This is a genomic window from Flagellimonas sp. L-11 (assembly GCF_056857735.1).
The window spans coordinates 17,838-33,269 of the sequence record NZ_JBSXNR010000066.1; the positions used below are offsets into that span (position 1 = coordinate 17,838).

The 15,432-nt window shown below is 40.6% G+C and carries 11 protein-coding genes; all 11 read right to left on the minus strand.

The window, feature by feature from the left end:
• Window positions 1–369: 369 nt before the first annotated feature.
• Window positions 370–1,029 (minus strand): response regulator, encoded by a 660-nt coding sequence (locus tag AC13CC_RS11725; RefSeq protein ID WP_482876389.1) that lies wholly within the window; start codon window positions 1,027–1,029, stop codon window positions 370–372.
• Window positions 1,030–1,043: 14 nt separating this feature from the next.
• Window positions 1,044–1,481 (minus strand): response regulator, encoded by a 438-nt coding sequence (locus AC13CC_RS11730; RefSeq protein ID WP_482876390.1) that lies wholly within the window; start codon window positions 1,479–1,481, stop codon window positions 1,044–1,046.
• The gene (locus AC13CC_RS11735) at window positions 1,478–2,692 is read right to left on the minus strand and encodes a sensor histidine kinase (protein WP_482876391.1); all 1,215 of its coding nucleotides are present in this window, start codon (window positions 2,690–2,692) and stop codon (window positions 1,478–1,480) included. Before AC13CC_RS11735 ends, AC13CC_RS11730 begins: the two co-directional genes overlap by 4 nt.
• 1 nt (window position 2,693) lies before the next feature.
• Window positions 2,694–3,746 (minus strand): cobalamin B12-binding domain-containing protein, encoded by a 1,053-nt coding sequence (locus AC13CC_RS11740; protein ID WP_482876392.1) that lies wholly within the window; start codon window positions 3,744–3,746, stop codon window positions 2,694–2,696.
• Between the two features lie 131 nt (window positions 3,747–3,877).
• On the minus strand, window positions 3,878–5,239 hold the full coding sequence (locus tag AC13CC_RS11745) for a sensor histidine kinase (protein WP_482876393.1): 1,362 nt from the start codon (window positions 5,237–5,239) through the stop codon (window positions 3,878–3,880).
• The gene (locus tag AC13CC_RS11750; RefSeq protein WP_482876394.1) at window positions 5,236–10,863 is read right to left on the minus strand and encodes a PAS domain S-box protein; all 5,628 of its coding nucleotides are present in this window, start codon (window positions 10,861–10,863) and stop codon (window positions 5,236–5,238) included. The genes AC13CC_RS11745 and AC13CC_RS11750 overlap by 4 nt, the downstream gene beginning before the upstream one ends.
• Window positions 10,864–11,279: 416 nt before the next feature.
• Complete coding sequence (locus tag AC13CC_RS11755) at window positions 11,280–11,690, minus strand: response regulator (protein WP_482876395.1); 411 nt, start codon at window positions 11,688–11,690, stop codon at window positions 11,280–11,282.
• Between the two features lie 446 nt (window positions 11,691–12,136).
• Window positions 12,137–12,973: a DUF4138 domain-containing protein gene (locus tag AC13CC_RS11760; protein WP_482876397.1), complete on the minus strand. Its 837-nt coding sequence runs from the start codon at window positions 12,971–12,973 to the stop codon at window positions 12,137–12,139.
• A 37-nt stretch (window positions 12,974–13,010) separates the two neighbouring features.
• Window positions 13,011–13,946 carry a conjugative transposon protein TraM gene (gene traM, locus AC13CC_RS11765; RefSeq protein ID WP_482876398.1) on the minus strand — a complete coding sequence of 312 codons (936 nt, stop codon included), beginning with the start codon at window positions 13,944–13,946 and terminating at the stop codon, window positions 13,011–13,013.
• 11 nt (window positions 13,947–13,957) lie between these two features.
• Window positions 13,958–14,569, minus strand: a complete 612-nt coding sequence (locus AC13CC_RS11770) for a conjugal transfer protein TraK (RefSeq protein ID WP_482876399.1) — start codon at window positions 14,567–14,569, stop codon at window positions 13,958–13,960.
• Window positions 14,570–14,592: 23 nt separating this feature from the next.
• Window positions 14,593–15,432: a hypothetical protein gene (locus AC13CC_RS11775; protein WP_482876400.1), complete on the minus strand. Its 840-nt coding sequence runs from the start codon at window positions 15,430–15,432 to the stop codon at window positions 14,593–14,595.

Genomic DNA, 15,432 nt, shown 5'->3' on the forward strand with positions numbered 1-15,432 from the left:
AGGGCAGGTTATGAGTCTCCCCCCCGCCCCCCCTCTTTCAACATCATCATCACACTTATTTTTAAAGAAATACTGTCCTAGAGATAGGGGGAATTATAATAAAGGATATTGGTAAGTGCGAAATGCCCTTTTCGCTTTTGTTTTGTGCAAAAGGACTTAAAAGTTTCCCTATTGGAAATGCTGGACATAGTATACCACCTTCGCTGGATAAAATTGAGCACCCTCGAAACCAACACAAAACCCCGTATTTCAGAACACCAAGACCGATTGTTGGATGGCTTTAATCTTCCGTTTTCACAATGAACACATGTCAAACCATTGTCAACTCTGTTCATCATTTTCCCTACAATTAAACGAGGTAATGGATCATTATCCATGATTTAAACTGTTGTGTTCATTATTCTTGTTTAATTGAATTTCTTGGGCTTCTTCGGTGATTTTATTCACGATTTCATCCATTTCGTTAGATGAAACCCTTAGGTTCTTTAAAAGGAACAGCAGGTCATCATCCAAACCATCTGTCTCCATTTCGATTAAATTCACTATCCCCAAAATTCTTGACAAAGGCGCTCTTACAAGATGGGACTGTGTCCATGCAATGTTTCTTAGTTTTTTATTCTGTTCTTCAATATGCGTTACATACTGACTTCTACTGAATGCAAACTCAATGCTTTTATGAAGAATACTTGGTGTTATTTCATCTTTGATCAAAAAATCTTCAACACCTAGTTTAAGGCTTTCCTTGGCTAAATTAATGTCTGAATATCCTGTTAAGATTATTATGGGGACTTGAAACTTTTCAGAAACAACTCTTTGAATTAGATCCAGACCTGAGAAATCAGACAAATGCAAATCCAAAAGGATCAAGTCATATTTTCCATTTTCATTATTTGTGAATTCTTCAAAGTCACTATATGAATCACATCTTTCGATCTGAACTGTTTTAAAAGTCTCAATCAAGAAATCTTCAATTAACACAAAATCACCATCGTTGTCTTCTATCACGACAACTGAGAACTTTTTACTCATGTTTTATTTTTTATTCATCTGGCCAGTGTTGCTAGCTGCAGCCAAAACTCTTCAATTTTAAGAACTGCCTGCATAAACTCTTCCATTTCCAACGGCTTTTGAATATAGCTGTTACAATAATTGCCGTATGCCTTATCTATGTCCTTTTGATTGGAGGAGGTAGTTAGCATGATGACCGGAATTTTCTTTAAATTTTCATTCCGTTTGATTTCTTCCAGCACCTCATGTCCGCTAAATATGGGTATGTTGATATCCAACAAAATCAAATCGGCTTTTTGAGCGCCCGAAAATTCACCTTGCTTTTTGAGAAAGTCCAATGCTTCCTGTCCATTCCTAGCTACACTTACCTGTGAATGAAACTTACTTTCCTCAAAAGCATCAAGGGTAAGCAGGATATCTCCTTCATTGTCTTCTACCAGAAGGATATGTGCAGGTTTTGGATTACTTGTCATGGTTTTTCATATGTATTTAGTGTTATATAGAAGATAGTGCCTTTATCTAATTCAGATGTCAACCATATCTTACCTTTCATTTGTTCAATATTTCTTTTTACAAGGGCCAAACCAATGCCTTTACCCTTTTGTTCTTGTGAATTATCCAGACGTTTAAAAATCATAAATATATTTTCATGTTGATTTTTCGGTATACCCAAACCATTGTCTTTTATGATAAGTGTTGGTTGACCATCTATCAACTCCGTTGATATGCCAATGACCGGAAACCTATCTTCAGGTGTAAACTTAATGGCATTGGAAATGAGGTTTTGAAAAACCTGAAAATAGCCTGTGTATGAGCCTTTTACCAATGGCAGATTACTGCTTTCAATTTTTGCGCCCTTTTCATCTATCATCAATTTTAATGTTTTTCGGACTTCTATTAAAACCAAATTTAGGTCAACTACTTCATCATTGACTGCATTTTCTGTTCTGTGAAATTCTAATAGGGCATTAAACATCTCATCAAGTTTTTTTGCTCCACCAGTTGCGAATTTCAAGTAGGACTTACCCTTTTCGTCTAAATTAGCCTCATATTTTTTTTCAAGTAATCCCAAGAAGGATTTAACCATCCTTAATGGCTCTCTAAGGTCGTGTGACACAGAATAGGTAAAATTGTTCAGGTTATCATTTAATGCTTCTAGCTCTTTATTCAACAACTCAATTCTTTTACTTTTTCTAATCAATTCCCTTTTGCTATTTACTAATTCATTATTAATGGCTGAAAAATCGTCCAATATCGAATTGTCATTATCAGGTTTTCTTGATTTAACTTTTAAATTGAATATTTCTTTCTCGGAGAGTCTTAGTTTGTTCACCTGCTCATTGGAGATTTTCATAAGTTCATCCAAGGCAGTTGCAGGCGCAGATAGCTCGGTATTTCCGGTCAATAACACCTTGTCTCCCAAGAGGTAGCCTGAAAAAACGTACGTCAATTGCCTTTCATTACAACTCAACGTTAATACATGATTTTCCTCAATTTTATTGTTGATAATGGAAAGCCAAAAAACGCCTAAATCCTTTAACGAATTGGAGGCAAAAAGTGTGTGCAGGCCAACAGGCAGTATAATGCCATTCAATAATAAAGCTGTATCTAAATACAACTCTTGTACAAGCCCGTGCTTATTACAAGCAATTATAATTTTATGATGATCGGCTTTAATTTCCATACTAATTATAGATTAGTTCATTTGCCTTTAAAATGGCTTGCTCAGCATTTTGCGCAAACCCATCTGCTGATACTCTTTGCCATAGTTCCGGATTATTTATGAACGGGTAGCCCCCAACCATGATTTTCACATGTTGAGTTGATGGGTTTGTTTTTATACTTTTTATTAAAGCTGCCGCTTTACTAACATGCAACGGAAGGGTAACAGAAAGTGCCAAAATATCAGCCTTGTATTCAATCAAGTAAGTTTCAATCTGTTTTTCCGGTAAATTTGTTCCCAAATAATAAGTGTCCCAACCCTCCATTTCAAAATAGTCTGCCACCATCCGGATGCCCATTTCGTGCAATTCCCCTGAAATAGAGCATGCAACAAGTGTTTTTCCATTTCGGTCCATGTTAAAAATATATTGATAAAGGCCTGACATAATTTGCTGTGTAGCAGCTGTACAATAGTGCTCGTGAGCCACCGTAATTTTATTGCATTGCCAGAGTCTTCCAACTTCATATTGTGATACCTGAAAAATGTCTTGATAGATATTTTTAATGGATACTCCATTTTGAATGAGCTCGTTAACCAATGTATTGGCCAGTTGACGTTTCCCGTTAAGTAAATAATCCAAATAGTTTGAGACTTCATTTTTTAAAGGATTACTTTCATTTATATAGGAATTATTTTCTGCCTTTCGATTACTCAGTTTTTCTTTTGCGGCTTGAATGTAGGGTTCGGTAAGTGTTGTATATTGACTCCCCAATACTTCTTTTATGCTTTTCTGTACATAATCTATGTCATTATAAAGGACTGATTCAGGAATATTTCTTGAGTCCAGCATGGAAGCTGCCCAAAGTATATAATTGGCATACATATCGGGCAACTCCATAGTAATTGCTTCCGCCAGGAATTTGAGATGAAAAACAGCGTCTTCATAGCATCGATCCTTACCAGCTGCACCGTAGCATTCTATCGACTCAGGATGATGTTTAAAATGTAACTCCAAAATCTGTTTGGCAATCTTATCGGCTGATTGCGCAAGGATTTGTATGTCTATTTTTTCCATAGTTGACTGCTTATATGTTCCTACTTGTTCAACTCCCAACTTTTAGTGAGCAGCTTTAATCCTTTAGGTATATTTTGATGGGATTCCTTTTCTTCCATACTGTTTCTAATTTCAAAATTTGCTTATTACCGCTATCGTGTTTTTTCAGTTTTATCAGGAATTTTTGAAATTGTAAAGTAAAATGTAGTGCCTTCACCAACCTTGGATTCCACCCATATCTCTCCCCCCAGAAACGCTACTGCTCGTTTGGCAATCGCCAAACCAATACCGGTACCGTCAAATTCACTTCTATTATGAAGTCGCTGGAATATGATAAATACCTTATCATGGAACCTTTTATCGATTCCAATCCCATTATCCTTTATTGCAAACTGCCAAAACTCTCCTTTATCTAGCGCTTCTATCTCAATTATTGGAGGCTCATCCACTTTGGTGTACTTAATGGCATTGTCTAGCAAGCTATGGATAATTTGTGTCAACGGAACTTTCAAACTCTTTAATTCTGGAAGGTTTTTATACTTAATTTCAGCTTTCTTATCGGTAATTAGCTTCCTCCTCAAGTCCAAATATTCGGTCAGTACATCATTTAAAATTACCTCCTCTGGCTCCTCTGTGGATGCGTTTATTCTGGAATAAAGCAACAAATCCTGTATGATCTGCTTCATGCGATTGGCACCATCTGTGGCATAATGTATGTATTGAAGCCCTTTATCGTCCAAAAGACCAGCATATTTTTTTTCCAGTTTTTCCATAAAGCTGCTTACCATCCTCAAGGGTTCCTGTAGATCATGAGATGCAATATATGCGTACTGCTCGAGCTCCTCATTTTTGGCTTGCAATGTCTTTGTACTTTTCTCAAGTTCCATTCTTAACCTCTCTTGCTCAAGTATATAGTTTTCTATACCTCTGAAAATTTGAGGGATGAGAGCTGATGACAGATAACATAGGAAAACAAGATTAGAGGAAACAGCAGCCCATTCTGTCACTGATTTTAAATCGATATTATTGCTAAACTGAAGTAAATTGAATTGAATGGCAACCCCGATCAATACAGATAAAAGCAATACGAAATGGCTCCACCAGTATGCATACTTATTATCGAAAATGATTATGGAATAAATGCAACCTGCCATCATGTAAACAAGTACCGGGCCCGAAGATGGTGTTAGTGTATTAAGGGATACCGCAAACGCAAATACCGTACAGGAAAAAATCGTCTTACGTACATTGAGACTTATTCTGGGCATAAATGCTATAAAACACATAATGCATATGGTAACAATATCCAATAAAATAATAGTACTTACATTTTTATAAATATTAAGTACAAGTACAGGAAGCATTGCAATGAAACAAAAGGGTAGGATAAAGATTAATGTGGAAGCAAAAAGCCTGTTTCTCCAATAATTGACACCATCCATAGATTCCTCGAGGGAAGTGTCACAATTCTGGGCTATCTTTAGCTTATACTTTTTCCAATATCCTAATATCATTTCTTTGGTATTTTAAAATAAAATGTTGATCCTTCTCCCAAGGTGGACTTCACCCAAATCTCTCCACCCAGAAACTCTACTGCTCGTTTCGCAATGGATAAACCAATACCGGTACCATCATACTCCTTTCTATTGTGTAACCTTTGGAAAATGATGAACACCTTTTCATAGAATCGATCGTCAATCCCTATCCCATTGTCCTTAATGGAAAACTCCCAAAACCCCTCCTTATCAACCACCTTGATAGCAATGGCAGGCGTCACACTCTCCCTGGTGTATTTTAAGGCATTATCCAGCAAACAATTAAACAGTTGTGTTACAGGAGCTTTGAAGGTTATTAGTTCCGGCAATTGGTCCACATGAATTACTGCCTTTTTTTCAGCGATTAACTTTCTTCTTAATTGTAAAAACTCTGATACGATTTCATTCAGGTTTACAGCTTCTTGGAACTCAGTGGGCCTATTAACTCTTGAATACAGAAGTAGGTCCAGGATAATCTGCTTCATCCGCTTGGCCCCATCCTTGGCGTAGTGAATGTACTGTTTTGCCTTATCATCCAATTGATCGGCATATTTCCTGTCCAGCTGATCCATAAAGCCTGAAATCATTCGAAGTGGTTCCTGTAAATCATGTGAAGTGATAAAGGCGAATTGTTCCAATTCTTCATTGGACCGCTCCAATTCCCTGGTTTGGGTTTCCAATTTTCTATTGACAGCCAGAAGCTGTTGCTCACTTTGTTTTCGTTCGGTAATATCCGTCATTGCTCCAATCATTCGGATGGCTTCACCAGAACCACCTCTTATGATAAATCCTCTATCTATCACATATAGTGTATTTCCTTTTTCATTCAAAATTCTATATTCCATTTCCCAACGATTGGTCCGATCATCCTTGAGTGTATTGGAAATACTCTCTTTAATAATTTTGAGATCATCCGGGTGGAAAGAATCGGTCCAGAAATCTTTGCTGGTTAACTCTGTAGCGGTTTCCTTGCCAAAAAATTTCAGGATATTTTGAGACCTATAAAACGTGTCATTCACAATATCCCAATCCCAAATGGCATCATTGGTAGCTTCCGTTACTTTTTCGAACCTTTCGTTTGCTTTAATCAACCGCTCATCGGCTTCTTTTCTAAGGGTAACATCCGTAAAGTAAATGGATAGTCCAGTGTCCGATGGATAAACATTCACTTCAAACCATTTTCCTTGTGTTTCATATTTTTCTTCAAAGCGAACCGTTTCTCCCGTTTTCATCGCATGGTGATATTGGCGATAAAAATCCGAATCAATGGCATCTGCAAATACTTCCCATAGGTTCTTTCCAACAATTTCTCCTTTCGGTAATCCAAGTAACTTCTCCGCTTGCCTATTCCAGTAGGTAACAGTCCAATCGCTATCAATGGTAAAAAAGGCATCTCCGATACTTTCCAGTATATTGTTTTTTTCATGATAGGCCTTTTCCAGTTCCTCCGCAACCTTCTTTCGCTCATCAATATTCTTAAAATAAGCTGCTACACCACCATTAGAAGGGTAAGCGGCCAGTTCATACCAAGAATTATCACCGGGATAGAAATATTCAAAATTTTCAGGATTCTCTGATGAAGCCACTCTCCTGTATATTTTTTCAATCTCGGTTCCTTCAGCCGGGGCGAAGATTTCCCAAATATTGCCACCCAAAACTTCCTCAGCCCTTTTCTTCAAAAGGTTTTCTGCTTCTTTATTGAAGTAGGTAAAGTTCCAATCCTCATCCACAGCATAAAATGCGTCTGAAATACTTTCAAGTATAGTGGCCCTTTCAGCTTGAGATTGTTTGTACTTTTCTTCTAGTTCCTTCTTCTCTGTAATATCGATGATCACCGAATTCCACAACACCGCTCCGTCCTTCAGTTTTTGTGGCAAACCTCTTCCTTCGTACCATTTCTTTGTTCCGTCGGGAGATATGTTTTTCCATTCGGCATACCAAGGAGTAAGATGTTCGGCAGATTCCATGATGCTTGCTACTACTTCATCCTTGTTGCCACCGGCCTCTATTTGTTGCCATATCTTTTCCGGAGAGCTCATACATTCCTGTGGTGACAGTCCCCAGACTTTGTAGCTTCCCTCGCTGATGTATAGAATTTGGTCATTCCCGTCAGTATGGAGCAGGTATTGGAAAATCACCCCAGGAAGGTTGTCAGTAAGCGATTTAAGTTGCAGTTCAGCGGTTTTTCGGTCGTGTATATCCTGAAAACTACCATAGATCCTTATACATTTTCCGTCAATAAATTCCCCATTTCCGATACAGCGAATCCATTTATTCATTCCTTTTGCTGTTCTGATCAATAACTCCAAATCAAAGGGAGTCCCTGATGCCATGAGTTTTTCAACTGCTTCTTGAATCAATACTTTGCTATCTACTTCATAGAACTCGAAGCCTCCGGTAAGCGATGGGTTATAATCATCACCTACTTCCAGAATCTGTCTTAGCATAGGTGACCAGTACATGTTATCAGTTTCATCCTGGTTGGCAAGGTTTAGTTCCCAATTCCCAATTTGGGCCATTTCGGAAGCCTCTTCGTAGAGGTCAACAGCTTTTTTCTCATCGGTGTTATCGAAGATCATGGAGTTATAAACTACCGTGCCATCTGGCAAAAATTGAGGCGTACCAAAACCTTCGACCCATCTCACTTGACCATCCTGCAGCATAATCCTCATTTTGCTGTGCCAAGGTGTTTTGGTCTCTTTAGAATGTGTGATATCCTGCACCACACGTTCATAATCACCCCCCTTTTTTATTAGATCCCAAATGAGATTGATATCTTTTTCACACTGCTCGGGCCTGAGTCCCCAAATCCTTTCCGACCCCTTGGAAACAGTAAAAACCTTATCTGTACCATCTGGATACAAATGATATTGAAAAGAAACTCCCGGAAGGTCGTTGGTAATATCCTGTAACCTTAATTCAGCTTCTTTTCGACCCGTAATATCTTCACAGATTGCTACTGTTTTAACGGGGGTTCCATCCTCATCTCTGATAAATGCCAAATGAATACGCACCCAAACGATAGATCCGTCCTTTTTGATGTAGCGTTTTTCATTACGGTATATCAATTCTCCTTTAGCTGCTTTATGGAACAACTCCCAATCTTGTTCTTGATCATCAGGATGGGTCAAATCCTTAAATGTCATTTGTAGCATTTCATCAATGCTGTAGCCTGTAATCTCCTCATAGTGAGAATTGACAAGCAGGATCTGTCCATCAACCGGAGATACCTGAGTAATTCCCAAAGATGCGATTTCAAAAATAGTCTTGAACTTTGCTTCACTTTCGATTAAGGCCAATTCGGTTGCTTTAATTTCCGAAATATCCTGAAAACTACCGAATAGACGTTTGGTGATACCATTAACCCGTTCTACTTTTCCTATAGTACGAACCCATTTTTCATTTTGATTTTTTGTAACAATGACTGCCTCAAAGTCGAAGTCTATACCTTTTTCCACACTTTTTGTCACCAATTCCTGAACCATCGGCCTGAAATCTTCGCGGTAAAAGTTGATAGAAGAAGCTAGATCGGGCGAAAAGCTGATAGCATCGGTTTCATGTAGCTGATGTACCATCTCAGTCCAGAATACGGTGCCTTTTTCTACATCTACTTCCCAAGAGCCGATTTTGGCCATGGTATTGGCCTGCTTATTCAGTTGACGCAGCACTTTTTCCTTGGTGATATCTTTGGCAGCCGCATAGATCAATCCTTCTTGAACAGACGAGTTACAGTTCCAGCTCAACCAGATGATTCGTCCGTCCTTGGTGATGTATCTGTTTTCAAATTGAAATGTGGTAGCGCCCTGTCCCAACTTTTTCACCTCATTAGCTGAAATAGCTCTATCTTCAGGATGTGTAAATTCATCAAAGGGGTGAAAAAGTATTTCTTCTTCCGTATAGCCTAAAAGTTCACACCCCGCAGGGTTCATTTTCAAAAAACGTCCTTGAAAATCAGCTATACAAAGAATTTCTGGGATGGCTTGATATAAATGCTTAAGATCATCCTCCAATCTACTGCGGTTGATTTCGGAGCCGATAAATGCTTCCAGATTTTTTAAGAGTCCGCTAAATTTTTGCAAGCTTGCATCACCACTTGTAGTACCTATGACCAATACTCCTGTAATTTGGTTCTGATGTGTCAAAGGAACCCCCAAAAGATGCGTTAGCCCTGCATTTTCGGCTTCCTTTTTGCGCAGAAAATATTTTGTGATTTTTTCCTTATCCCACAGCAATTGTTTTTTTTGCTTCCAAACTTTCCCGGACAGGCCTTCGCCTTTTGAAAATTGGAAGGTGGAGTTATTTGTGTCTTCAAAGTCTTTGGCACGGGAGCATACTGAAATTCTTGATAAATAGGTAAGCTCCAAATTCGGACACCATAGCTCAACCAAATCAAAGTCGGCAAAATCCCGAATAACTTCACAAATGGCTTTACCCGCTTGGTTTATTTCCTCTTCCAGAAAGCAGGTGGAGATTTGGGCTAAAAAGCTTTTTTCCAACTCGGCATTCTTTTGAGCAGTTACATCCCTCATAATGGCAATCCAGTGCGTGTACCAGCCTGTTTCATCAGCCACCGGGGTTACCGTGAAGTTGACCCAAAACTCTTCTCCGTTCTTTTTGTAGTTTATAGTAGTAATTTCATGCGTCTGCCAATTTCGTAGCGAATCTCCCAATTTTGCCAATGCTTCAAAGTCGGACTTGGGACCTTGCAAAATTCGGGGCGTTTTACCAATCACTTCTTCAGCGGTATAGCCCGTCATCCGGGTAAAAGCTTCGTTTACATAAATGATTCTGGGGCCGGGTCCGCTTACAGGTTCGGCTTCGGTGATCAAAACCGCATCATTGGTGCTTGTGATTACACTACTGAGTAGTTTAAGTTGTTGCTCTTCTTCTATCTTTTCCTTTGCATCTCTGGCTACACAATACATCAATTTGACTTGATCGTCCCATCTTGCCGACCATAAATTATAGGCTATATCCCCATTTTTCTTGTGAAACCGATTGTTAAAGGACTTATAAATTTTTCCTGCCATTATTTCGGACGCTACAATGTCAGTTTTCTCCAAATCCTCTTCAAGAATAAGATCTCGGTAGGGTTTATCTATTAATTCTTCAGGAAGATAGCCCCAATGCTCTGTGGAAGCAGCACTTACATAAACAAAATTCCCTGCTTCATCAATGGTACAAAAAACATCTAGGGATGAATCCATCAATGAGCTGGCACGATACTTTTCTTGGACAATATTGGTTACGTCAGTATTTCGGCATGCCACACTTTGAATTTTGCCATCTTCGCCTTTTATGGGGGAGAAAGATATGTGGCCGTATTGAACCTGATTATCTCCGGGGTGGATGAAATGTTCTTCAATGTTGAAGGACTCACCTGAAAGTGCTCTCTGATAATACGATTTCCACTTTTCAATATAGCTCTGGCCAAAGTCTTCTACTAGAATAGGAGTGTTTAGTTTTTTTTCTTTACCCGTCACTTCTTTCATCAGGTTGAGAAAAGCTTTATTGGCATAAACCAAATGTAAATTTTGGTCAACCATCCAAATCAGGTCTTTGGTTTGATTGAGTAAAAGGTCGCTATACTGTTTATTATCCATTTTTTCAGTCTTGTTATTTGTCAGAGCGTTATTAAAAATCACCCATTTGTTTTTCTGTTCTGGGGACGGGAAAAACACATGTCCATTTTACGAGCTGGCTTTGATATCCCATGGTTGTTTGTTAATTCCCAAATGTCATCCCTTATCCTGTGTTACGGCCAATTGGATGGAGCGTGGTTTTTGGAACTTCTATAAATAAAACAGCATAGCCCCTTTTTGGTCAATGGGTTGTTCTCTGTGCTTACCGTGGAACCAGATGCGGGAACCACCACAGCTCCATGCCAAAGATCTTGTCATAGAATTATTTTCCAAAAAAGTTGATTTGGCAGTATAAAATATTTGGAGGTTAACATATTGGCGTTGAAAACTGGGCAAACCCCGAATTGGGTTTAATCCGGGGTTTGTTTGTTCAGTACCTACCAATCATTCCCGTAGGTGTCGGTCAACAGTTTCACCAATTGATCCTCAAACACCGGTTTCACTAAGTAACCACTGAGTTCATTGAACTCTTGAGCTTTCGATTCGTCACGTTGATCTTTGGAGGAGGTCACCATATAAATTTTCAACTCGGAGGAAATCTTCTTCTTTAGTTTCCTGAATTCGGTTAAAAAGCCCCATCCGTCCAATTCTGGCATATTGATATCCACTAAAATGATGCCGGGTAAATTTTGGTCCTCATCCACACATTTTTGTAAGGCTGCTATGGCTACTGCTCCATTCCCAAAGGAGTGCAATTTGATATTATCCGACAAATGCGCCAATACTTTTTTGGTTACATAGATATAAATGTCATCATCATCCACTAACCATACGTTGGGTTGTCTCATTTTTCCTGTTTTAAAATTTTATTTCCCCCATTACATAACCTGACTTGGATACACAAAAAATGGGGAGAATCAATATTTTTGTGCATCTGGGATAAATATAGTTTTTTAATCATTTTTGTCCAGTAAAACCGGAATTAAAATCATACTTATCCTTAGGTTGCTGAAAATGATGTTCATTGAGATTTTCCGAGATGTAGGTGCTTTTTGCATTACCTTTTATGTTACAAAGGACCCTGATTTTTAGAGTCCATTGTTACACGAATGGTAAAAAGGTAAATTCTTCAAAATCCCATCCCAAAAGATAAGAACATGTTCGTTTGCCCTCGGTCAGGGCACCAAAATTTCTTATTTATCTTCCATCATTTTTGATGTTAATCGGAAAAATATGCTTTAGGATATCCAACCCTTTCAAACAACGGTCTTTGCAGCGAATTATTTCAAGGCTTTCAGCTCCCCCATCGAAACGCTAAACCGACCCTTCTGGTGGTCCCTCGCTCAGTAAGTTCGGCCTTTAGTCTCTCCCCTTTGTCCAAATGAAATTTCGGAAAGACATACACCAAGCGAGCTTTTTGGCCATGCATAACACTTCTGGGGGCACCATACCTATACAGGGGCAGCAGTTCCAATTCCTGGTAGGAAGCCCTCCTGCCCCTTTTACCACTAATCTTGAAAAGCTCCAGATCTCCAAAATCAAACCGGACACCGGAATGGTTCGCTATCTCAAACTGGACATACACCTCGTCTTCCATATGGCACATATTCTTTACGGCCAATGAGAGCCCCTGCTCTCTCTTAACCGAATGTTTTCGCTCGGGCAGTTGCAAGAGTGATTCGCAGGAGTTCTGAAACCTGCGATCACTGATTGTGGAAACCTCCGAGGAATCCGCAACCAAAGTCTGGGCTACCCTTTCCTGCTGAACATCTTCCCCTACCCCTTGGTCTTCGGTTCCGATCCGTTCCGCCAACCCAATAAATCTATTGGGATATTCGAGTTCCTTGGCGTAGCGGACCATATAGGAATAGACACTCCCGTCCTCCGTGATCACCAGTAGATTGCTGTCCTTACCGGGAACGGCCTTTAACAGACCCAAGGTCTGTGCTTTTTCCCGGTTATAGGTAAAGGCAAAATTGTCGTTGCCCACAATGCCCTGTTTGATCTTGGAGGGAAAGAACAGGGCCATGTTCATGTGTTCGTTGGCATAAATGGTATCCAAGGTTTTGTTGTTGGCAGCATGGGATGTGACTGCAAGAAACATCCCCAAGATGATGATCGTATTTTTCATGACGATATGGTTTTAGAAGCCCCAGTCGAACGAGGACTCAAGGTTTCAGTTTTAAAAGGATTTTATAGTTTTTGTTTACGGTGGCCCTAACCTTTCGATTGGATCGTTTAAAGATGTTTTTCAGGCCCTTGACCTGGGGCACTCCCGGCACATTGATGTCGTCCACGACATCGTCCATCAGTTCCCTGGACAGTTCGGCTCTAAAAGAATTCTGGATATACAGGCCTTCCAGTCCATCCCGATAGTCATAGGCCCTTAAGCTTACGGGGATATGATCAATATTCCTGATATCCAGTACCATTCTATTGGGTTGAAAGCCCACGATGCCGAATATTACGGTGTTCCTAGGGATGGTATCCCCCTGGATGATCACTTCCTCCGAGGTATGGAATTCCAATCGGTCGTTGGCCCTGACGGTCTGTGTCCGATGTACCACCGCCGAAACGACCAAGCCATTCCCATCTTTCACATCGAATCGGGGAGCTGATGCAAAGAACAGTTGATGGTCCAAGGCCATTTCCGGTAAGGTACGTTTTGTGTCCTCTTTTGGTTCCGGTACATTTTCTTGATCCCACTTTTTATTGGGAACATGGACCTTCCCCTTATTTTCTACAAGTGTTTTCCGGTAAGACCCTTGGGTATAATCGATACGCCCCAGCCGGTAGATGCTGTCCACTATTTTTGCCTTTTCCGCATCGATCAGGTTTGGGTCAAATACGCCCGTTGTATCCAAATACTTCTCATCATACATACTTGGGGCATTGGTCGTCTTCACTTCCTTAAGATCATCGAGGGCCTCCAGTTTGGAGGTATATTCCTTTTGGGCCGTTTCCAGGGCAGGCACCAAGGGTTGATCCAGTTGTGCCCCTGAACCACCCCCATCGGTCAGGAAGAGCATGGCATACACCACCATAAATATCAGGACCAACAGAATGACGATCCCAAAAACGATTTTCTTTTTATCCAGTTTCATAACAGTGGTCTTTATAGGTCATTGACCTTTTTCAATCGATTTTCAAAATAGGCCGTAATCAACAGTCCATGGGGATTCTTGGGGAAATGCCGGTCCACCGTGATGAGCTGGCCGGAGGTCCACAGCTCGTAGGTATCGGTCACCGAACCCCTGTCAATTTCAAAAACCACCCGGGACCTGAAGGAGAAGGCTCCTGATTCTCCCAATAGTTCCGTTTCCACGGACAACACTTTTTGGACCAGAGAATATTGCAAGAGCCGGTTATAGACCCCATCGGCCCTTTTTTGCCGGTATACATTGTCCACCGAACTGTCCCCCAACCATAGGGCCTTTTCCAAATGCTTTTGATAGTTACTGGCATCGATACCATAAAAGTACTTGTGGAACTGCTCGATATGGGCCAGGGCCTCCACTTCCCGGTTTTCCTTTTGGAGCGTCCATTTCAATGGAATGACCGACCCATCCGTTCCAATGGCAAAGGTTCCCGTCTTGGTTTGCCTGTACATCTTATAGGCTACCAAAACGGAACCCATCGTACAGAGGGCCGATGTAATGACCACGGTCAGGACCACAAAACGATTGGCCCTTAGTATTTCAGCTATATTTTTATACATTGTTTTCATAATATGTTATGTTTTATCCGGTACTAGGCACCGAAGAGTCTGAGTGAAAAAGAGGTCGCCCTTCGGTAGAGTTTGAATTTCAAAAAGACGATAAACCCGATGGTGCCCAGTTCCACCAAAGGCGCAAACACCGAGCTCCCATAATCCGTCCCGAAGAGGTTCATCCAAAAGTTGTCGGTCAGTTCCCCATAAAGGGCATTGATAAAGATGTTCACCAGAAAAAAGGCGGGCACCAACATATAGACGGCCACATAGAGCTTGAAGAAGTTGTAGGCCAGGTTCCTGAATTTCTCAAAAACGGCCAAGCTGATCACTAAGGGAAAAAAGGCGCGCATGATGCCCAACAGAAAAAAGCGTTCCGCCAAAAAGAGCGGATAGATAAACAGGTCCAACAACCAGAGGAGCACACTGATGATAAAGGCCAAAAGCCGCATGCCGAACAAGGGGCTGACCAGGGCCTCATAGAGCAGTGCCATCCCCTTTCGTGCAGCGTCCATGATCCCGGAATCCTCTTCAATTGGAATATCCTGCAACTGCAAGGGCAACAGTTCGGGTGCCGTGCTGCGGTATTGGGTCTCGATACCAACCAGAATGGTGTCAAAGGCATCCAATACCTGATCGGAAAACAGGACCAAAACGACTACCGTAAAATTCTTTGCCAGTTCCGTTGGGGTCAGCCCCCAGGTGTATCCATCCCGTTCGGCAATGCCCTCGTTGTACTTCTTGATGATGTTGATCAAAAAGAACAGCAGGGCCAGAGTCTTCATCCCCGTAATGGTGTACTGTGAAAAATCACTTCCCGTGATGGTGTCGTACACCGCATCCACATACTCCAATCCGATACTTAACAATAGGCCGGCCAT